This is a genomic window from Microbulbifer zhoushanensis (assembly GCF_021729055.1).
Lineage (GTDB): Bacteria > Pseudomonadota > Gammaproteobacteria > Pseudomonadales > Cellvibrionaceae > Microbulbifer > Microbulbifer zhoushanensis.
The window spans coordinates 140,699-161,005 of record NZ_JAJSAO010000005.1 but is presented as its reverse complement, the minus strand read 5'-3'; the positions used below and the strand labels follow the sequence as shown (position 1 = coordinate 161,005).

The 20,307-nt window shown below is 63.2% G+C and carries 19 protein-coding genes; 11 read left to right on the top strand and 8 right to left on the bottom strand.

Features of this window, described 5'->3' with window-relative positions; all coding sequences use genetic code 11:
* Positions 1–292: 292 nt before the first annotated feature.
* The 4 genes from LVD10_RS11505 to LVD10_RS11490 form a co-directional block, all read right to left on the bottom strand.
* Positions 293–841: an acyloxyacyl hydrolase gene (locus tag LVD10_RS11505; RefSeq protein WP_232941736.1), complete on the bottom strand. Its 549-nt coding sequence runs from the start codon at positions 839–841 to the stop codon at positions 293–295.
* A gap of 178 nt (positions 842–1,019) precedes the next feature.
* Complete coding sequence (locus LVD10_RS11500) at positions 1,020–2,168, bottom strand: sigma-70 family RNA polymerase sigma factor (protein ID WP_232941737.1); 1,149 nt, start codon at positions 2,166–2,168, stop codon at positions 1,020–1,022.
* A 133-nt stretch (positions 2,169–2,301) separates the two neighbouring features.
* Positions 2,302–2,979, bottom strand: coding sequence for a YceI family protein (locus LVD10_RS11495; RefSeq protein ID WP_237063722.1), 678 nt, complete (start codon positions 2,977–2,979; stop codon positions 2,302–2,304).
* A 102-nt stretch (positions 2,980–3,081) separates the two neighbouring features.
* Positions 3,082–3,504 (bottom strand): hypothetical protein, encoded by a 423-nt coding sequence (locus tag LVD10_RS11490; protein WP_232941739.1) that lies wholly within the window; start codon positions 3,502–3,504, stop codon positions 3,082–3,084.
* A 154-nt stretch (positions 3,505–3,658) separates the two neighbouring features.
* Between LVD10_RS11490 and LVD10_RS11485 the strand changes: the two genes are divergently transcribed.
* Both LVD10_RS11485 and LVD10_RS11480 read left to right on the top strand, forming a co-directional pair.
* Entirely contained in the window at positions 3,659–4,045 is a 387-nt protein-coding gene (locus LVD10_RS11485) for a hypothetical protein (protein ID WP_232941740.1), read from the top strand.
* A gap of 104 nt (positions 4,046–4,149) precedes the next feature.
* Positions 4,150–4,542: a VOC family protein gene (locus LVD10_RS11480; protein WP_232941741.1), complete on the top strand. Its 393-nt coding sequence runs from the start codon at positions 4,150–4,152 to the stop codon at positions 4,540–4,542.
* A gap of 2 nt (positions 4,543–4,544) precedes the next feature.
* Here LVD10_RS11480 and LVD10_RS11475 read toward each other — a convergent pair whose 3' ends face one another.
* The 4 genes from LVD10_RS11475 to LVD10_RS11460 form a co-directional block, all read right to left on the bottom strand.
* A complete protein-coding gene (locus LVD10_RS11475) occupies positions 4,545–5,300 on the bottom strand; it encodes a YciK family oxidoreductase (RefSeq protein ID WP_237063721.1) in 756 nt (251 codons plus the stop codon).
* A gap of 48 nt (positions 5,301–5,348) precedes the next feature.
* A complete protein-coding gene (locus tag LVD10_RS11470) occupies positions 5,349–6,014 on the bottom strand; it encodes an HAD-IA family hydrolase (RefSeq protein ID WP_232941743.1) in 666 nt (221 codons plus the stop codon).
* A 16-nt stretch (positions 6,015–6,030) separates the two neighbouring features.
* Complete coding sequence (ubiG, locus tag LVD10_RS11465; RefSeq protein ID WP_237063720.1) at positions 6,031–6,732, bottom strand: bifunctional 2-polyprenyl-6-hydroxyphenol methylase/3-demethylubiquinol 3-O-methyltransferase UbiG; 702 nt, start codon at positions 6,730–6,732, stop codon at positions 6,031–6,033.
* 85 nt (positions 6,733–6,817) lie between these two features.
* Positions 6,818–8,167, bottom strand: a complete 1,350-nt coding sequence (locus tag LVD10_RS11460; protein WP_237063719.1) for a TRZ/ATZ family hydrolase — start codon at positions 8,165–8,167, stop codon at positions 6,818–6,820.
* Between the two features lie 259 nt (positions 8,168–8,426).
* On the opposite strand from LVD10_RS11460, the gene gyrA reads away from it, so the two are divergent.
* The 9 genes from gyrA (at position 8,427) to lapB (ending at position 20,254) form a co-directional block, all read left to right on the top strand.
* Positions 8,427–10,997 (top strand): DNA gyrase subunit A, encoded by a 2,571-nt coding sequence (gene gyrA / locus LVD10_RS11455; RefSeq protein WP_232941746.1) that lies wholly within the window; start codon positions 8,427–8,429, stop codon positions 10,995–10,997.
* A 169-nt stretch (positions 10,998–11,166) separates the two neighbouring features.
* A complete protein-coding gene (gene serC, locus LVD10_RS11450) occupies positions 11,167–12,246 on the top strand; it encodes a 3-phosphoserine/phosphohydroxythreonine transaminase (RefSeq protein ID WP_232941747.1) in 1,080 nt (359 codons plus the stop codon).
* A 31-nt stretch (positions 12,247–12,277) separates the two neighbouring features.
* Positions 12,278–13,381 carry a prephenate dehydratase gene (gene pheA, locus LVD10_RS11445; RefSeq protein WP_237063718.1) on the top strand — a complete coding sequence of 368 codons (1,104 nt, stop codon included), beginning with the start codon at positions 12,278–12,280 and terminating at the stop codon, positions 13,379–13,381.
* Entirely contained in the window at positions 13,381–15,612 is a 2,232-nt protein-coding gene (locus LVD10_RS11440) for a bifunctional prephenate dehydrogenase/3-phosphoshikimate 1-carboxyvinyltransferase (RefSeq protein WP_237063717.1), read from the top strand. Before pheA ends, LVD10_RS11440 begins: the two co-directional genes overlap by 1 nt.
* 81 nt (positions 15,613–15,693) lie before the next feature.
* A complete protein-coding gene (cmk, locus tag LVD10_RS11435) occupies positions 15,694–16,386 on the top strand; it encodes a (d)CMP kinase (RefSeq protein ID WP_237063716.1) in 693 nt (230 codons plus the stop codon).
* A 182-nt stretch (positions 16,387–16,568) separates the two neighbouring features.
* Positions 16,569–18,248 carry a 30S ribosomal protein S1 gene (rpsA, locus tag LVD10_RS11430; RefSeq protein ID WP_232941751.1) on the top strand — a complete coding sequence of 560 codons (1,680 nt, stop codon included), beginning with the start codon at positions 16,569–16,571 and terminating at the stop codon, positions 18,246–18,248.
* Positions 18,249–18,389: 141 nt separating this feature from the next.
* Positions 18,390–18,698: an integration host factor subunit beta gene (ihfB, locus tag LVD10_RS11425; RefSeq protein ID WP_232941752.1), complete on the top strand. Its 309-nt coding sequence runs from the start codon at positions 18,390–18,392 to the stop codon at positions 18,696–18,698.
* A 55-nt stretch (positions 18,699–18,753) separates the two neighbouring features.
* On the top strand, positions 18,754–19,062 hold the full coding sequence (locus LVD10_RS11420) for a LapA family protein (RefSeq protein WP_237063714.1): 309 nt from the start codon (positions 18,754–18,756) through the stop codon (positions 19,060–19,062).
* 1 nt (position 19,063) lies between these two features.
* Positions 19,064–20,254, top strand: a complete 1,191-nt coding sequence (gene lapB, locus LVD10_RS11415; RefSeq protein WP_232941754.1) for a lipopolysaccharide assembly protein LapB — start codon at positions 19,064–19,066, stop codon at positions 20,252–20,254.
* Positions 20,255–20,307: the final 53 nt, after the last annotated feature.

Below are 20,307 nucleotides of genomic sequence, written 5' to 3'. Positions count from 1 at the left end.
CAGCTCTGCGCCCGTTCCGGGGCCGTTCACTGTAAGTTCGCACTGTTATGCCCGCCGGAAATTATTCCTGGCTGTTTTCGGGTAATGCAAAACCTGTGCGCAGGGCACAGCGACCCCGCGGCAAATGCTCAAAGGCACAGGGCGGAATTGCTGCTTCATCCTTCAGTTGTTAAATATTCTCGGTGGTCGCGGTGACAATACGGTGATCGGCGGATGACGCTTTTGTTACCGCAGTGTTGGTGCCTGGGGGAGGGCGTGTCGGGCGATTACCGGCAATCGCCGGGATTGCTGGTCAGAAAGAAAAATGCCAGTTGATGGAGGCGAAATCGAAGCCCGGGTTGGGGGTGTTGGTGTAGGCGTTGGAGAAGTGGCTGTAGCGCAAGGACACAGAGCAGCCACCGGGCAGGCGGTAACCGCCGACAAAGTGCAGGGCAAAGTTGGGTTTCGTGGTCAACTCGATGTCACCGAAACTCTTGTGCGTCAGGTAGGCGGCGCCGACGCCGGCCTCGGCAAAGAGACCATGGTGGTTGCCGCCGGGATACCAGCGCAACACCGGTTTCAGCTCGAGGACCTCCTGGTGCTGGTCTTCCCCCAGGTGCTGCTCCCAGAGCCGGGAATAACTGCCCTGTACCCACCATTGCCACAGACCCGAGCGAAACTGGAACCCGGCAAAGTCATGGGCGTAACTGAAACCGGCCATCTCAGCGCTGGAAATCGACTCACTCTGGATGAGTGTATTATCCAGGCCCTTGCCCGCACTGATGATAAATTCCTGGTCGGCCATGACCGGGGCGGCGTTGATCAGGGTGCCGAGAAAAAGGGCGGGCGGGATTCCGCGCATGAAACTCACTTGATTGGTCGATTTACGTGGTGGCCCGATGACGGTTGCTGGCCCGGGTCAGGGAAAAGCCTAGCCAGATATTCAGCGATGGCAAGTGGCGCGTCAAACGCAGAGTGCCGCCACGGTGCAAAAAGGCACGGTGGCGGCAGTCGGGGGGCTGGTGCGTTGCGGTGGCGCGTCAGCGCCACTGCCGTTTGAGCTGTCGCAAGGCGTCGGAATGCAATTGGCGCGCGCGTTCCTGGCTGAGCCCAAGCTGTTCACCGATGACCCGGAAAGAGCAGTCGCGGTCAGAGAGCAGGCCATAGCGCAGGTTGAGAACGGTGCGCTGTCGTGCCGGCAGGCGCGCCACTGCCTCGCGCAACCTCTCCGCCAGTTCCTGGTTGGTGACCAGTTCATCGGTGTTGTAGAGCTCGTCCGCCGGCGCGTAGTCGAGGCGCGTACTGCTCTGGTCCTCGGCCACCGGCTCATCGAGGGAGCCCGTGGGGCCGGGTAGCTTGAGCAGGCTCTGGACGCGCTCCAGGTCGAGCCCGGTGTGTTGCGCCAGGTTCTCGTCCGATGCCGGGAGGCCCTCAGCCCGCACTTCGGCGATGGCCCGGTAGATAGCGCGCAGGTCATCCTGCACATTGGCCGGTTGGCGCACCAGGTCATCGTTGCGGCGCAGGGCGAGCTGGATTTCCTGCTGGATCCACCAGTACGCATAGGTGGAAAAGCGGTAGCCCATCTGCGGCTTGAAGCGCTCGATGGCTTTCATCAGCCCGACGTTGCCCTCCTGGATCAGGTCAATAAAAGGCACTGCCGGGTTGCGGAAGCGTTTGGCGATGGCGATGACCAGCCGTAGGTTGCACTGGATGAGTTTCTTGCGCTGTTCCTGGAATCGCCGCAGCAGGCTTTGCAGGGAACTGCGGTCGCGCCGGGACAGTTTGCCGGTATCGAGCAGCTCGCGGGCGCGGGCGATAATCAGCCCATGGTCGTAGGCCCCGGTGCTGCCGCGCTGTTCGACCCCTTCGCTGCGTAACTCCACCAGTTCCGTGCCGCGTTTTTGCAGCAGGGCAATCAACTTGTCCTCCAGCTCGCGGAGCAGGGACGTGGTGGTGTTTTCCTCCTCGGGGGTCAGGAGCTGCAGCCGATACAGGTGCTTGAGGTAATTCTGCATCGGTGAGCCGCCGCTCTCCGCCGTGCGATCCTCCCGGGCAGGTTCGTCTTTCCCTGCCGGCGCGGCAGATTCGACGGGGCTTTCGGTACCTTCCGCGTCAGCATCGCGGGAGAATGACTCGTCTGTGTCCTTCAGCCATGCTTCATCCCTTGAGTGAAAGTTTTCGCGGGACAAGTGACTACACCTTCTGTTGGCCTTGTGACTGACAGCACGCCGGCCCGTGAAGGGCGATGGCGCCTGTTTCTTCATTGAATATAGAAGAGTGTTGAATGGTGCGCCGGACTATTGGTGACCGAAAGGTTTTGTTTCACTCCCGCCGGGAATGGGCTGGGCGTGGTCCCTGCGCCTGGATATCGAAAGTGAAATCGATGCGCTCCGCGACCCGCAGCGCCCCCATGGCGGCGCTGAATGGCCGCAGTCCCAGCTGGCGGTGAGTGAGGCTGAAGTTCCCCCGGGCTCGCAGGCCCCGGCCTGTGCGCTGCACGGTGGCCGGCACCAGCACGCGGACCCGCCGGCCGGCGATGGTAATGTCCGCCGGTATGGTGAGCTGGTGCGGGCCTCGGCCGGTGGGAATGCTGGCGCTGCCGCTGAGGCGGATCTGTCCGAAGCGCGCGCTGTTGAGTAGTGCGGGGCCGAGCATATTGGCCCGGGTGGCGGCCCTGTCGCGGGCAGAGAGGCCGGAATCGAAGTCGGGCCCATAGCGGCGGCGCAGTACGGGATTATCGACCTCCAGGCGGGATACCGGGAATGCCAGGTTAAAGCGGGCGCTGCCGTCCGGGGCGAGGTCCACCTGGCCGGAGAGGCCGTGGGCGGCGATGACGTGGTTGTGGCCCAGCCGGCCCAGCGGGCCGCTGCGGTAGACGCGCCAGTGCAGGTCGGATTGGCCCGGGTCGATGGTATAGGCTTGCGTGGCCGCCCAGGCGCTGCCGGGGATCAACCACAGCAGGCACAGGCCGATCAGCGGGACAGGGGAGCTCCCCGGCATCTGGACACCATTTTCTTCCTGCTCTGCAGGAAGCGTAGCCTGCTGCCCGCCCCTTGCCGGAGTTGGTGCCGGCGGTCGTTACCGGGTGGCCCAGGCGGGAGTTCAGCGAACGCGCTTTACGCGGATAGAGCGGCCTCCATCGGCATCGCGCATGAAGAAAGAGCCAAACAGGCCGCGATCCACTTCCACCTGCTGGCCCGCTTCCCAGCTGACAAACTTGCTGTCATTCTGTCGCCAGACCTGGCCGTTCTCCAGGTAGAAAATGTGTTTGCCGTACGCCCCTTCCTCGACCTTCTCTATGGTCGCGACAATGGACTCGGGCGCCTCTCTGGTGGCGGCCTCCTGCTCTTTGCCGAAGTTCTTCCTGGCCAGTTCATCCAGGGAGCCGGCCACCCGGTCAAAGCAGGCAAGTCGCTCTGCGTCCGCCTCAATCCCGGCGCAGTCGCGCAACTGTTGTGGCAGGGGATCTGCCTGGGCGAGGGCGGGGCACAGGGCCAGGAGGGCGAGGAGGGTGATCTTGCGCATGGGTACCGTCATTCCATTCATTTGGCGGAAATTCTGCCGATAAAGTGTGTCCCTGACAAATGAAAATGTGCTTTGAGTCACGTCCCGAGCCCGGGTGACATGGAACAATAAGCCACTCAATAACCATAAATTCACGCTATTCAGGGGTCGGAAAATGAAAAAGCTCATTATTCCAGCAATCGTAATTGCCGCGGTCGGTGGCTATCTTTACTACCAGAACCAGCAGGCGGCGCCCGAGGCCGATATCGCGCAGGAAGTTGAATCTGCGGTTGAAGAGGCCGGGGCTGCGGTTGAGGAAACCGCCGAAAAGGCAGAGGAAGGCGTAATGGCCTCCAATGACATGGCGGGCGCCGAAGGCGACGTTTTTGCTGACCCGGCAAATATGGCCGAGGAAGCTGAAGAAATGGCCGAGGAAACCATGGATGCCGCCGAGGAAATGGCGGAAGAGTCCATGGACGCCGCCGAGGAAGCCGCGGACACCGTGGCTGATGAAGCGGAAGAGGCTGCTGAAGAGGTGATGGACGAAATGCCCGAGGAGTGATGGCATATCGCGGGATATCCCTCCCTCACCGAGAATACCCGGGCCAGGCCCGGGTATTTTTTTGTCCGGCGAAAACCCGCCACCGGCAAACTGGAGCCACCTCCATGAATCTCAACCAGGTAACACTCCCGGCTTCCGACATGGCCGTGTCCTGCCTCTTCTATCGCCGCCTGGGATTTACCCAGATCGTCGATACCCCGCACTATGCGCGCTTCGAGTGCCCGCATGGCGGCGCGACATTCTCACTCGCCCTGGCGGAGGGGGAGTTTTGTAATGGCGCGGTCATCTATTTTGAGTTGGAAGACCTGGACGAGCGGGTGGCCGTGCTGCGGGAGCGGGGAATAGAGTTTACCCAGTTGCCACAGGACATGCCCTGGTTGTGGCGGGAGGCTGTGTTGTTTGACCCGGCTGGCAACAAGGTCAAGTTATACCGGGCCGGTGATAACCGGCGCTACCCGCCCTGGCGGGTAGCGCCCGGGTCTCCCGGAAGCGCTTAGCCTTAGCCCTGGGCGTTGAACTGCCGCCCGTTGACGTCGCGGCTGTCGTCCCCCATCAGGTACAGGTAGGTGGGCATAAGGTCTTCCGGCGCGGTCACGCCCTTGGGATCCTCGGCAGGGTAGGCTGCCGCCCGCATATTGGTGCGGGTGGCACCGGGGTTGATGCTGTTGACGCGGATGCTGGAAACCCCGTCCATCTCATCGGCCAGCACCTCCATCAGGCCCTCGGTGGCGAACTTGGACACCGCGTAGGCTCCCCAGAAGGCGCGCCCCTTGCGGCCCACGCTGGAGCTGGTGAATACGATGGAGCCGGCTTCGGATTTTTCCAGCATGGGCAACAGGGTCTTGGTGAGGCCGAACGCCGCATTCACGTTGACCTGCATGACCTGTTCCCAGGTGCCGTAGTGGTAGTTGGCGATGGGCGTGCGTTGTCCCAGCAGGCTGGCATTGTGCAGCAGCCCGTCCAGGCGCCCGAATTCCTGGTCTACCGCTTCGGCGAAATGCTCGAAGTTCTCGATCCGGGCCTGTGCCAGGTCCATGGGGAAGATCGCCGGTTGCGGCCCGCCGGCGGCCTCGATTTCGTCGTACACCTGCTCCAGCTTCTGGGTCGTGCGTCCCAGCAGGATCACCGTGGCGCCGTGGGCGGCAAAGGTCCTGGCGGCGGTGCGGCCGATGCCATCACCGGCGCCGGTGACCAGGATAACCTTGTCCCGGAGCAGGTCCGGGGCGGGGGAGTAGTCGCCGATAGTTTCGGGCATGGGGAGTCCTGTCTCCTGTCCTTTCGTTGTTAGGGGCGCCGGGGCGAATCAGGCCCGGAGGTAGCTTTCCTTCAGCAGGGGCCAGATATCACCGGCCGACTCCACCAGGTGGTCCGCATTCCAGTTGGCGGCACTGTCGCCGGCATCGATATAGCCGTAGCTGCAGGCGATGGTAGGCATGCCGGCGGCGCGTCCAGCCTCGATATCCCGCACGTGGTCCCCCACGTAAATGGCTTCGGTGGGTTCGCAGCCGATCTGCGAGCAGGCCAGCAGGATGGGCTCGGGATGCGGCTTGCGGTTGGTCACATGGTCGGGGCAGACCACTGCGCCGGGTTCCGGCAGGTGGGAGAAGGCTTCCATCAGCGGCACCGTGTAGGTGGCCGGCTTATTGGTCACGACGCCCCAGGCGATATCGTTGGCTGCCAGCTGTCCCAGCAGTTCTTCAATACCCGGGAAAAGCACGGTCTCCACCGCCAGGTGGGTCAGGTAGAGGTCGAGGAAACGCTGGCGCAGGACCTCAAACGCCGGGTCACTGGCATCCCGGCCAAAGCCCAGGGACACCATGGCGCCGGCACCGTTGGAAACCACGGCGCGGATCTGGTCCGCCGGCAGTGGCGGCATCTTTTCCTGCTGGCGCAGCTGGTTCAACACCACGATAAAGTCGGGTGCGGTGTCAAAAAGGGTGCCGTCGAGGTCAAACAATACTGCTTTCATGGTACTTCCGGGGGAGTTACTGCATTTTCGTGGCGTGAACCAGGTAGTTCACGTCCACATCCCGAGGATTCAGCCTGTAGTTGCGGGTGACGGGATTGTAGGTCATGCCGGTGATGTCGCGCAGCTCCAGGTCCGCGTCACGCAGCCAGGCGCCCAGCTCCGAGGGGCGGATGAACTTGCCGTACTCGTGGGTGCCCTTGGGCAGCAGCCGCAATACGTATTCCGCGCCCACCACGGCAAAGAGCCAGCCCTTGGGGGTGCGGTTGATGGTGGAGAAGAACAGCTGGCCGCCGGGTTTTACCAGCCTGGCGCAGGCCCGTACCACCGAGGCGGGATCGGGGACATGCTCCAGCATCTCCAGGCAGGTCACGATATCGAAACTTTCCGGCTGCTTTTCCGCCAGCTCTTCCACCGGGATGCGCTGGTAATCCACCTCTGTGCCGCTTTCCAGGGCGTGGAGCCGGGCCACCTTCAGGGGTGCCTCGCCCATATCGATGCCCGTGACTGCCGCACCGCGTTGGGCCATGGCCTCGGTGAGGATGCCACCGCCGCAGCCCACGTCCAGCAGTGACCGGCCGGCCACCGGGGCCCGGCTGTCAATGTAATTGGCGCGCAGGGGGTTGATCTCGTGCAGGGGCTTGAACTCGCCCTCGCGGTCCCACCAGCGGCTGGCCAGTTGCTCGAATTTGGCGATTTCCGCCGGATCAACGTTGGTCATTCACTCTTCCAGTCATGGCCCGGTGCCCTGGGCCCGGGTTTCAGACAACTTGCAACGCGATTTGCTCCCGGCCGGCGCCGGTGCTTCAGCGTATCTCGCCCGCGATTCTATCACGCCAGTAGCGTGTCCGGAGAATCACATCGGTCTCGTTGAGACTCAGCAGTTCCCGCCGGCGCATCAGCGGCCGGCCGCTGACCCACACGTCACTGACATTGTGGCCGTTGCCGGTGTACACCAGCTGGGATACCGGGTCGTGCAGGGGTTGCTGCTCCAGGCCGCCGAGGTCGACCGCGGCCAGGTCGGCGGACTTGCCCGGCTCCAGGCTGCCGATGACGTGGTCGATGCCCAGCGCGCGGGCGCCGTTGATGGTGGCCATTGCCAGCGCCTGCTGGGCGGGCAGCGCCTCCGCGCGGCCGCTGACCGCCTTGGCCAGCAGCGCCGCGGTGTTGGCCTCGGCCAGCAGGTCGAGGCTGTTGTTACTGGCCGCGCCGTCCGTACCCAGGGCCACATTGATGCCGCTGTCGAGCAGCTGCGCGGCCGGGCAGAAGCCCGAGGCCAGCTTCAGGTTGGACCTGGGGCAGTGCGCCACATGGGCGCCACTCTCCTGTAGCAGCTCGATGTCCCGGTCGCTGGTGGCGGTCATGTGCACGCAGAGTGTCTGGGGAGTCAGCAGCCCCAGGCGGGCCAGGCGCTCGGTGGGGCGCTCACCGGACTCCGCCAGCGCGCGTTCCACCTCGCCGGTGGTCTCGTGCAGGTGCATCTGTACCGGTACCTGCGCCTCGGCGGCGTAGACGGCGATCTTTTCCAGGGTCGCATCGCCCACGGTATACGGGGCGTGGGGGGCGAATACCACATCGATGCGCTCGTGGGAGCGATAATCGTCCCGCAGTGCCAGGCCTTTCTGCACGGCATCCTCGCCATCGCGGCTCCAGGGGGTGGGAAAGTCGATCACGGGGAAGGCAATCTGGGCCCGGATGCCGGCTTCCCGCGCCACCTCGGCGGTGGACTCGGGGAAGAAATACTGGTCGGAGAAGGTGGTGGTGCCCGAGCGCAGCATCTCGGCGATGGCCAGGCGGCTGCCATCGGCGACAAAGCCGGGCTCCACCCACTTCTGCTCGGTGGGCCAGATATGCTGCTGCAGCCATTCCATCAGCGGGCGGTCGTCGGCGAAGCCCCGCAGCAGGCTCATGGCGGCGTGAGTGTGGGTGTTGACCAGCCCCGGGATCAGCGCGTGCTGCCCCAGGTGGACTTCCTCGGCGGCGCTGTAGCGACTGCTCGCCTCGGCGGCGGGCAGCAGGGCGGCGATCCGGCCGCCATCCACAGCCAGTGCGCAGTCCTCGTAGACCCGCCCAGCGGGTATCACCGGGATGATCCAGCGGGCGTATATCAGGGTGTCAATCTGCTGGTGCTGGTGCTGGGGCCTGGAGGGTTGCATTGCGGTGCCTTTTTGCGGGATTGGGGGCGGTTGGTCAGGCCGTAGACTCTAGCCGCGGCCGGGGGCGCGGACAAGCCCGTGACCGGTGGTTACAGGGAACGTCCTACAGGGCGCCAATTGTGATAACATTGCGCGCTTGATCGATTCCCGGGCTCCCGGTGATGGGGCGGCTTGTGCGCCCGCTGGCGGATGCCTGTTGGCAGTCAGGCCCCGGGAGCTGTGGCGGCGGTGATAACTATTTAAGGAATGCCGGAAAAATATGGGCGAGCTAGCCAAAGAAATCTCTCCGATCAATATCGAAGAAGAACTCAAGCAGTCCTATCTCGACTATGCGATGAGCGTTATCGTGGGCCGCGCGCTACCGGACGTGCGCGATGGCCTGAAGCCGGTCCACCGGCGCGTACTCTTCGCCATGAACGAGCTCAAGAACGACTGGAACAAGCCGTACAAGAAGTCGGCGCGTGTAGTCGGTGATGTCATCGGTAAATACCACCCGCACGGTGACTCCGCGGTGTACGACACCATCGTGCGCATGGCGCAGCCCTTTTCCATGCGCTACACGCTGGTGGACGGCCAGGGCAACTTCGGCTCCATCGATGGCGACAGCCCGGCCGCCATGCGTTACACCGAGATCCGCATGGACAAGCTCGCCCACGAGCTGCTGTCCGACCTGGACAAGGAAACCGTCAATTTCATCGACAACTACGACGGTTCCGAGCAGATGCCGGAAGTGTTGCCGTCGCGGGTGCCCAACCTGCTGGTGAACGGTTCCTCCGGTATCGCCGTGGGTATGGCAACCAATATCCCGCCCCACAACATGGGCGAAGTCGTCAAGGCCTGCCTGGCCCTGATCGATAACCCGGATGTCACCATCGACGAGCTGATGGAGCACATCCCCGGTCCTGACCTGCCCACCGGCGCCATCATCAATGGCCGCGCCGGTATCCTGCAGGCCTACCGCACCGGTCGCGGGCGTATCTATGTGCGCGCCAAGGCCGAGGTGGTCCGCGACGACAAGGCCAACAAAGAAACCATCATAATTCACGAGATCCCCTACCAGCTGAACAAGGCGCGCCTGATCGAGCGCATTGCCGAGCTGGTGAAAGACAAGAAGATCGAGGGTATTTCCGAGCTGCGCGACGAGTCCGACAAGGACGGCCTGCGGGTGGTGATCGAGCTCAAGCGCGGCGAGCTGGGCGACGTGGTCCTGAACAACCTCTATTCCCAGACCCAGCTGGAAAGCGTGTTCGGCATCAACATGGTTGCGCTGGTGGACGGCCAGCCGAAGGTGCTGGACCTGAAGCAGCTGCTCGAGCACTTTGTCCGCCACCGCCAGGAAGTGGTTACCCGCCGCACCGTGTACCTGCTGCGCAAGGCGCGCGAGCGCGGGCATATCCTCGAGGGCCTGGCGATCGCCATCGCCAACATCGACCCGGTGATCGAACTGATCAAGTCCTCGGCTACCCCGGCGGACGCCCGTGAGGCGCTGCTGGCCAAGGGCTGGGCTGTGGGCGAGGTACAGCAGTTCCTGGAGCGCGCCGGCGCCGATGCCTGCCGCCCGGATGACCTGCCGACAGAGTTTGGCATGCGCGACGACGGCTCCTATTACCTGTCGCCGGCCCAGGCCCAGGCGATCCTGGAGCTGCGCCTGCACCGCCTGACCGGCATGGAGCACGACAAGCTGCTGGCCGAGTACAAGGAGCGACTGGAGCAGATCGCCGGGTACCTGCATATCCTGGGTAGTTTCGAGCGCCTGATGGAGGTGATCCGCGAGGAGCTGGAAGAGCTGGTGCGCGACTTCGGCGATGAGCGTCGCACCGAGATCGTGGCCTCCCGCCAGGACCTGACCGTCGAGGACCTGATCACCCCGGAAGACAAGGTGGTCACCATTTCCCATGGCGGCTACGCCAAGAGCCAGCCGCTGGCCGACTACCAGGCCCAGCGCCGCGGCGGTATGGGCAAGTCCGCCACCCAGGTGAAAGACGAGGACTTCGTCGAGCACCTGCTGATCGCGAACTCCCACGACACCATCCTGTGCTTCTCCAACAAGGGCAAGGTGTACTGGCTCAAGGTCTACGAAGTGCCCACCGCCGGCCGCGCCTCCCGCGGGCGGCCGATGGTCAACATGCTGCCGCTGGAGGACGACGAGCGTATCAGCAGCATGATGCCGGTGTCCGAATACGACGAGAACCACTACATTTTCTTTGCCACCGCCAACGGTACGGTGAAGAAGACCCCGCTGCCGGCCTTCTCGCGCCCCCGCACCGTCGGCCTGCGCGCGATCGAGCTGGAAGAGGGCGACCGCCTGGTGGCCACCGCCATCACCGATGGCCAGCGCGACGTGATGCTGTTGACCAGTGGCGGCAAGGCGGCGCGTTTCTCCGAGAGCAATGTGCGCTCCATGGGCCGTGTTTCACGCGGTGTGCGCGGTATCCGTATGCCCGAGGGCAAGTACGTGATCGCCATGGTGATCCCGGAAGAGGACGGCGCAGTAATGACCGTGACCGAAAACGGCTACGGTAAGCGTACACGGCTGGAGGACTTCCCCACCAAGGGCCGCGGTAACCAGGGTGTCATTGCCATCGCCGAGAGTGAGCGCAACGGCGAACTGGTGGGCGCCTGCCAGGTGCACCCGGGTGAGGAGATCATGCTGATTACCGACCAGGGAACCCTGGTGCGCACCCGTGTCGACGAGGTTTCCCTGCTCAGCCGCAACACCCAGGGCGTGCGGGTGATCCGGTTGAAGGAAGGGGAGCGGGTCCGGGGCCTGGCGCGAATCCAGGAGAGTGAGGACGAGGATGAGCAAGAGCAAGAGGGCGGTACAGAGTGACCGCTCCAGGCTTCCCCGAAAAAGGCTGCGATTTATCGCGGCCTTTTTCGACTCAGGGGCACTAAAAATCTCGTTCTGCAGTGATAGACCTTTCACGTAACTACCGTTTTTGCGTCCATCTATCTAGTTTTTTCTGTAACCATTTTTTTCAGGTGTTGGAATTCAATCGATGAGGAAATTCAATTTCTGTGCCGGTCCCGCTGCATTGCCGGAGCCGGTTTTGCGACAGGCGCAAGAAGAGTTGCTCGACTGGGGTGGTCGTGGCTGCTCGGTGATGGAGGTGAGCCATCGCTCGCCGGAATTCACCGAGGTTGCAGAAACCGCCGAGCAGGACCTGCGCGACCTGCTCGCCATTCCGGAAAATTACCGGGTCCTGTTCCTGCACGGTGGCGCCACGGCGCAGTTCAGTGCCGTGCCCTGGAACCTGTTCGGCGGCCCGGGCCGTGTTGCCGACTATATTTACACGGGTCAGTGGGCCAAGAAGGCAATCGCCGAGGCCCGCCGCTACGGCCCGGTCAACGTGGTGGCATCCAGCGAGGATCGCAACTTCAGCTACGCCCCCGGCCCGGACAGCTGGCAGGAGAGTGATGACGCCGCCTATTTTCATTACACGCCCAATGAAACCATCGGCGGGGTGGAGTTTGATTATGTGCCGGAGGTATCCAGCCCGCTGGTTGCGGATATGTCCTCCAATATCCTCTCGCGACCGATCCCGGTGGAAAAATTCGGCATGATCTACGCCGGTGCGCAGAAGAATATCGGCCCATCCGGCATTGCGGTGGGCATTGTCCGTGACGACCTGCTGGACCGGGCAATGGACGGTATTCCCCGCAGCCTCAACTGGAAGGTGGCGGCGGATGCCGGCTCCATGGATAACACACCGCCCACTTTTGCCTGGTACCTGTCGGGGCTCGTGTTCAAGTGGCTGAAGGGGCGTGGCGGTGTCGCCGCAATGGAGGCGGAAAGCCGCCACAAGTCCTCCATGCTGTACGACTTTATCGATTCCAGTGATTTTTACTCGAGTCCGGTAGAGCCTGGAAGCCGCTCGCGCATGAATGTGCCGTTTGTGCTTGCGGATGACAGCCTGGACCGGGCTTTCCTCGAGCAGTCGGAGGCGGCCGGCCTGCTGAACCTGAAGGGCCACCGCTCGGTGGGCGGCATGCGCGCGTCGCTGTACAACGCCGTGCCGGTCGAGGCCGTAGAGGCGCTGGTAGCGTTTATGGCGGACTTCGAAAAACGGTTGGGATGAGTGATTAACAGGGAAAATTGTGAGCAAGGGGATGTCTGAAAAAACTTTGAATGCGGATCCGCGGCTGGTTGCGCTGCGTGATCGAATCGACGAAATCGACGGCAAGATCGCGGCACTGATCAGTGCCCGTGCCGAGTGCGCACTGGAAGTGGCCGAGGTGAAGAAGGCCACCGGGGCCAGCGCCCTGTATTACCGTCCCGAGCGCGAGGCCCAGGTCCTGCGGCGGGCCATGGAGCGCAACAAGGGGCCCCTGACCGACGAGGAAATGGCGCGCCTGTTCCGGGAGATCATGTCCGCCTGCCTGGCACTGGAAGAGCCGGTCAAGGTGGCCTACCTGGGCCCTGAGGGTACCTTTACCCAGCAGGCGGCGATCAAGCACTTCGGCCACTCCGCCGAGAGCCGGCCGCTGGCGGCCATCGATGAAGTGTTCCGCGAGGTGGAGGCCGGTGCAGTGGCGTACGGCGTGGTGCCGGTGGAGAATTCCACCGAGGGGGTGATCAACCACACCCTCGACAACTTCATGCACTCCAACCTGCACATCTGCGGCGAGGTGGAGCTGCGCATCCACCACCACCTGATGATCTCCGATATCACGCGGCCCGACGCCATCACGCGCATCTACTCCCATGCCCAGAGCCTGGCCCAGTGCCGCAAGTGGCTGGATGCCCATTATCCGCACGTGGAGCGGGTGGCGGTGGCCAGTAATGCGGAGGCCGCCAAGCGGGTCAAGGGTGAGTGGAATGCTGCAGCGATCGCCGGTGACATGGCGGCGGAGCTCTACGGCCTGAAGGTGCTGGCGGAAAAGATCGAGGACCGCCCCGACAACTCAACCCGCTTCCTGATCATCGGTTCCGAGCAGGTGCCTGCCAGCGGCGATGACAAGACCTCGCTGATGGTCTCCATGCGCAATGAACCCGGTGCACTGCACGACCTGCTGGCGCCATTCCAGCGCCATGAAATCGACCTGACGCGGGTCGAGACGCGCCCGTCGCAATCGGGCAACTGGACCTACGTGTTCTTTATCGACTTTATCGGCCACCGGGATGCCCCGGATGTGGCCGAGGCCCTGAGTGACGTTGGTGCCCGCGCCGCAGACCTGAAAGTCCTGGGATCCTACCCGCGCGGGGTATTGTGATGCCGGAGCCGATTGTCGGCCGCCTGGTGGTGGTGGGTATCGGGCTGATCGGCGGCAGTCTCGCACTGTCGCTGAAAACCGCGGCGGCGTGCCGCGAAGTCATCGGCGTGGCGCGGCGCAGGGAAACCTGCGAGCAGGCGATTGAGCTGGGGATCGTCGACCGGGCGGAGGTATCGCTCGAGAGCGTGTTGCCGGAGCTGGGTGAGGGCGACGTGATTTTTGTCGCTGTGCCCACTCTGGCAGTGCAGGGCGTATTCGAGGTGTTGCGCGACAGGCTGCCGGCCGGGGTCACTGTAACGGATGGTGCCAGCGTCAAGGGCAGCGTGGTGGAAGCCGCGAGCCGGGTGTGGGGGCGCCTGCCGGAGTTCCTGGTGCCGGGGCACCCCATTGCCGGGTCCGAGCAGAGCGGTGTTACCGCCGCCCGCGATGATCTCTATATCGCCCACCGGGTAATCCTCACCCCGCTTGCGGAGACCGCGGCAAGCCACTTTCAGCGCGTGGAGCGCATGTGGCAGGCCGCGGGCGCGGAAGTGCTGACCATGCCGGTGCGCGAGCACGACGAAGTGCTGGCGGCCACCAGCCACCTGCCGCACGTGATCGCCTATGGGCTGGTGGACACCCTGGCCCACGATGCCGAGAACGAGAACATCTTCCGTTATGCCGCTGGCGGCTTTCGCGACTTTACCCGGATCGCCTCCAGTGACCCCACTATGTGGCGGGACATCATGCTGGCGAATCGCGATGCCATCCTGGCGGCGATCGACCTCTACAGTGCCAATCTCTCCGAGCTGCGCGGTGCCATCGCCACCGGCGACAGCGACCGGTTGATGGGCATCTTCACCCGGGCCAAGGCGGCCCGGGATCACTTTACAAAAATGTTGGCCAAGAAAGCGTACACAGAAAATATGCAAGAACAGGAAGTGACCTTTATCGCGCGCCCCGGCGGCGCGGTTTCCGGCAGCCTGCGGGTGCCCGGTGACAAATCCATGTCCCATCGCTCGATTATGCTCGGTTCCCTTGCGGAGGGAGTGACCGAGGTGGAGGGGTTCCTCGAGGGGGAGGACGCGCTCGCCACCCTGCAGGCCTTCCGCGATATGGGGGTGGTCATCGAGGGGCCAGACAATGGCCGGGTGGTCATTCACGGGGTAGGCCTGCACGGCCTGCAGGCACCGCCGGGGCCCCTGTACCTGGGTAACTCCGGCACCTCGATGCGCCTGCTGGCGGGCCTGCTGGCGGGGCAGTCTTTCGATGTCACGCTGACCGGCGATGAGTCCCTGTCGAAGCGCCCGATGAACCGGGTCGCCGACCCGCTGCGGGAAATGGGGGCCGAGATCGGGACCGGGCCGGAGGGGCGCCCGCCCCTGAAAATTACCGGCGGCCGCGAGCTGCACGGTATCGATTACAGGCTGCCCATGGCCAGTGCCCAGGTAAAGTCCTGTGTGCTGCTGGCGGGCCTGTATGCCGAGGGCGAGACCAGCACCACCGAACCGGCGCCGACCCGCGACCATACCGAGCGGATGCTCACGGGCTTTGGTTACGAGGTGCAGCGCGACGGGCCCCGGGCCAGCCTGCGCGGTGGCGGGCGCCTGCGGGGCGGCCGTATCGATGTGCCGGCGGATATCAGCTCCGCCACCTTCTTCATGGTGGCGGCGGCCATCGCGCCGGAGTCCGAGGTCTTGCTGGAGCACGTGGGTATCAATCCCACCCGCGACGGCGTGATCAATATCCTGCGGGCGATGGGGGCGGATATCGAGCTGCTCAACCGCCGCGAGGTGGGTGGAGAGCCGGTGGCGGACATCCGGGTGCGCCATGCGCCGCTGGCCGGGATCCGTATCCCCGAGGCCCAGGTGCCACTGGCGATCGACGAGTTCCCGGCCCTGTTTGTCGCCGCGGCCTGCGCTGCGGGCAAGACGGTCCTCACCGGCGCGGAGGAGCTGCGGGTCAAGGAGAGTGACCGTATCCAGGCAATGGCGGACGGCCTCGAGATCCTGGGTGTGCGGGCAGAGCCGACGCCGGACGGAATCGTGATAGAGGGCGCCGGCGAAGGTGCGGTTTTTGATGGCGGCACAGTCGACAGCCTGGGTGATCACCGAATTGCCATGGCATTTGCGGTGGCATCTTTGCGCGCACGCGATACCATTCGCATCCAGAATTGTGCCAACGTGGCGACATCCTTCCCGGATTTCGTCCGCCTGGCACAGCGTGCCGGGATGAACCTGGCGCAGGAGTAGCGGCGGTTCCACCACTGTGGCCCCGGCCCGTGGCAGGACTGCCGCCCCGCGAAGTAGTACCAGACAGAAGCACCCGACAATATGACAGACACTGAACAGTGGCCGCCGGTGGTGGCCATCGACGGGCCCAGCGGCTCCGGCAAGGGGACAATCGCCCGCCTGCTGGCGGAACAGCTGGGCTACAGCCTGCTGGATTCCGGCGCCCTGTACCGCCTTACCGCCCTGGCGGCACTGGAGCGCGAGGCCGACCTGAGCGATGAGGCTACGCTGACGGAGATCGCCGCCAACCTGGATATCCGCTTTGAACTGCACAATGGCGACACCGCCGCCATACTGGAGGGGCGGGATGTCAGCCGGGATATCCGCATGGAGCGTGTCAGCATGGCGGCATCGAAGGTAGCGGCCATGCCCGGTGTGCGGGCGGCTTTGCTGCAGCGCCAGCGGGACTTCCGTCAGTCCCCGGGGCTGGTGGCGGATGGGCGCGATATGGGCACCACGGTTTTTCCCGACGCGCCGGTCAAGGTCTTCCTGACCGCCAGCGCGGAAGAGCGCGCCCGGCGGCGCTTCGAGCAGTTGCGGGAGAAAGGGGTTTCTGTTAGCCTCCGCGACCTGCTGGAGGACATCCGCGCCCGTGACGCGCGCGATATGAACCGCGAGGCCTCCCCGCTGGCTCCCGCCGAAGACGCGGTTGAGCTGGACAGTACCGGGGTGGATATCGACGGTGTGCTACAGCAGGTAATGGGATTGGTTCGCGAGCGCATCGGTACCGGGTAGGGTACTGCGCCGGGGCCACAGCCCAGAAAGAATTTCCAACGACAACGGCCGGGGTCAGCCAGAATCGCCCGGCCGTTGTTGTAATCTGACCCCGCGTGCTGGCAGCGCGGGTGGGGCCTTTGCTGGCGGTTGACTAGAATTCAATGTTGCCATCGGCTGGGTCCAGTTATATAGGTAATGTAATGAGCGAAAGCTTTGCTGATCTATTTGAAGAGAGCCTGAAAAGCGTAGAAATGGCCCCCGGTTCCATCGTGACCGGTGTGGTAATCGACGTGGACAAAGACTGGGTGACTGTACACGCCGGCCTGAAGTCTGAAGGTGTTATCCCCGCTTCCCAGTTCGCCGACGAGAACGGGGAAGTAAGCCTGCAGCCGGGCGACGAAGTACAGGTAGCCCTGGAAGCAGTTGAAGACGGTTTCGGTGAAACCCGTCTGTCCCGCGAGAAGGCCAAGCGCGCTGAAGCCTGGAAGATCCTCGACGCTGCCCACGCGGCCGACGAAGTGGTCAAGGGTGTTATCAGCGGCAAGGTCAAGGGTGGCTTTACCGTCGACGTATCCAACATCCGCGCGTTCCTGCCGGGTTCCCTGGTAGATGTGCGCCCGGTGCGCGACACTGCCCACCTGGAAGGCAAAGAGCTCGAGTTCAAGGTCATCAAGCTGGACGCCAAGCGCAACAACGTTGTGGTTTCCCGTCGTGCGGTCATGGAAGCGGCCAACAGCGAAGAGCGCGAAGCGCTGCTGGAAAGCCTGCAGGAAGGCATGACCATCAAGGGTATCGTGAAGAACCTGACCGACTACGGTGCCTTCGTGGACCTGGGCGGTATCGACGGCCTGCTGCACATCACCGACATGGCCTGGAAGCGCATCAAGCACCCGAGCGAGATCGTGAACGTTGGCGACGAGATCGAAGTCAAGGTTCTGAAGTTCGACCGCGAGCGCAGCCGTGTATCCCTGGGCCTGAAGCAGCTGGGCGAGGATCCGTGGGTCTCCATCAAGCAGCGTTACCCGGAAAACAGCCGCGTAAAAGCGACTGTGACCAACCTCACCGACTACGGCTGTTTCGCCGAGCTGGAAGAGGGCGTCGAGGGTCTGGTACACGTTTCCGAAATGGACTGGACCAACAAGAACATCCACCCGTCCAAGGTCGTCTCTGTTGGCGACGAGATCGAGGTGATGATCCTGGATATCGACGAAGAGCGTCGTCGTATTTCCCTGGGTATCAAGCAGTGCCAGGAAAACCCGTGGGATGCCTTCGCGCGTAAATACGCCAAGGGCGACAAGATTTCCGGCAAGATCAAGTCCATCACCGATTTCGGTATCTTCATCGGCCTGGACGGCAGCATCGACGGCCTGGTACACCTGTCCGATATCTCCTGGAACGAGTCCGGCGAAGACGCCGTGCGCAAGTTCAAGAAGGGCGACGAGATCGAGACCGTTATCCTGGGTATCGACTCCGATCGCGAGCGTATCTCCCTGGGTATCAAGCAGCTGGAGTCCGATCCGTTCACCGATTACGTGACTGCCAATGATCGCGGCACCATCGTGAAGGGCACCATCAAGGAAGTTGACGCCAAGCAGGCTGTCATCACCCTGGCGGACGAAGTCGAAGGCGTACTGCGCGCTTCCGAAATCAGCCGCGACAAGGTGGAAGATGCCCGCAACGTCCTGAAAGAAGGCGAAGAAGTAGAGACCAAGATCACCAGCGTGGATCGCAAGAACCGCGTGATCAGCCTCTCCATCAAAGCCAAGGACCAGGAAGACGAGAAGCAGGCCATCAAGGATCACAGCAAGAAGCAGGCTGAGCAGGTTCAGCCGGCGACTATCGGTGACCTGATCAAGGCCCAGATGAACAACAAAGACTGATAGTCTCTGGTTGTTGATCCCCCCGGGCTGATTGCCTGGGGTTATAAGAAAGCCGGACTGGGGTTGCCCAGTCCGGCTTTCTGTTACATGATTGCCCTCTAATCTAGAATAATCAATGACTTACACAAGGTTTAGGGGCGCATGACCAAGTCCGAGCTGATCGAAAGGATTGCGTTGAGGTTGGACCAGCTGCCAGTCAAAGATGTCGAGCTGGCGGTCAAAGTAATGTTGGATTCCATGTCGGATGTCCTCGCCAAGGGAGAGAGGATCGAGATCCGCGGGTTTGGCAGTTTTTCCCTGCACTACCGTGCACCGCGCACCGGCCGCAATCCCAAGACGGGAGACGCCGTGGCACTGGCAGGTAAATATGTGCCCCATTTCAAACCCGGTAAGGAATTGCGCGACAGGGTCAACCAGCGCATGCACGAAGAGACCATCTCCGAAGTATGATTGGCGGTATTTGCCGTCGTTGATTTGTTAGCCCTTGCCCGAGGCGGAGGTTCCCTTGTCATTCTTGCGCTGGCTATTGCGTATCCTGTACGGGGCCCTGGCCCTTATCTGTATCGCAATCGGTGTCTATTTCGCAGTCGATAACCCCCAGAGCATCGCGCCCCGGTTTGCCGGCCTGGTGATGCCGGAGGGCAGTGTGGGGTTCTGGTTGATCGGCGCTCTCCTGTTCGGGGTCCTGCTGGGCTTTATCGTCAGCCTGTTGCCACTCTATGCCGAGCGTCGCCGCGTGCGTGGATTACAGAAACAGCTGGACCGCACGGAAGAGGAACTCTACACGGTGCGCCGCAAGGTGTCCGGAGACTGATTTGGCCGATCTCACCTTTTTCTTTTTCCTGCTCGCTGCCATCGCGATTGGCTGGCTGCTGGGGCGCAGGAGCCTGAGAAAAAAGGCGGACTGCAGCGACCAGCAGCAGGCGCTTGCGCGCACCTATGTGCAGGGCCTGAACTACCTGCTGAGCGAGCAGCACGGCGACGCCATCGACAAGTTTATCGATTCGCTCGAGGTGAGCAGCACCACCTTCGATACCCATCTCGCCCTGGGCAACCTGCTGCGCAAGCGCGGCGAGCACGACCAGGCCATCCGCGTGCACCAGAACCTGCTGGCGCGTCCCAGCCTGGCCCGTAGCAGCCAGCACCGGGCACAGCTGGAGCTGGCCCGGGACTATATTGCCGCCGGCTGGCTCGACCGGGCCGAGCGCCTGCTGCAGGAGCTGGTGGAGTCCTCGCCGGATCTGCGCAATACCAGCCTTGAGCACCTGGTGGAGGTCTACCGGGACGAGCGTGAATGGGCCAAGGCGATCCACGCGGTGAACCTGCTGCACGGTCGCCGTTTCAAGCGGATGCCGGAAGACTGGGCCTCCATCCAGGCCCACTTCTGTTGCGAGCTGGCCGAGGATGCCATCAACGGCAAGGATTACCTGAGTGCCCGCAAGCATATCGATGCGGCACTGGGTTACGATCGCAGCTCGGCCCGCGGCAACCTGCTGTGGGCGCGACTTGAGTACCTGCTGGGGCGCCCGGAAGAGGCCATCAAGGCCCTGCAGAGGATCCCGCGGCAGAATCCCGACTATGTGCCCGAGATCCTCGACCTGCTGACCACCTGCTACGAGTCCCTGGGCGACGAGGCCGGGCTCGACCGCTACCTGGAGCAGCTACTGCGGGAGCACCCCACCAACAGCGTACTGATCAAGCTGACAGAGCGCATCGAGCGCCAGAAGAGTGAGGCAGAAGCGGCGGAATTTATGGGGCGCCAGCTGGCCGAGCGTCCCTCCCTGCGGGGGCTGGGGCACTTCCTGGACCTGCATATCGACAGCACCGAGGGGCGCGCGCGGGAGAACCTCTCCCTGCTCAAGACCCTGATTGACCAGCTGATTGCCTCCCGTCCCCACTATCGCTGCAATAACTGTGGTTTTTCCGGCAACCAGCTGCACTGGCTGTGCCCCAGCTGCAAGCACTGGGACACGGTGCGCTCGGTGAAAGGGGTAGAGGGGGAGTAGGGCAGCCGCCAGTGATCGTTTTATAATGCGCCGCAACGCAGCTTTCTTTTCAG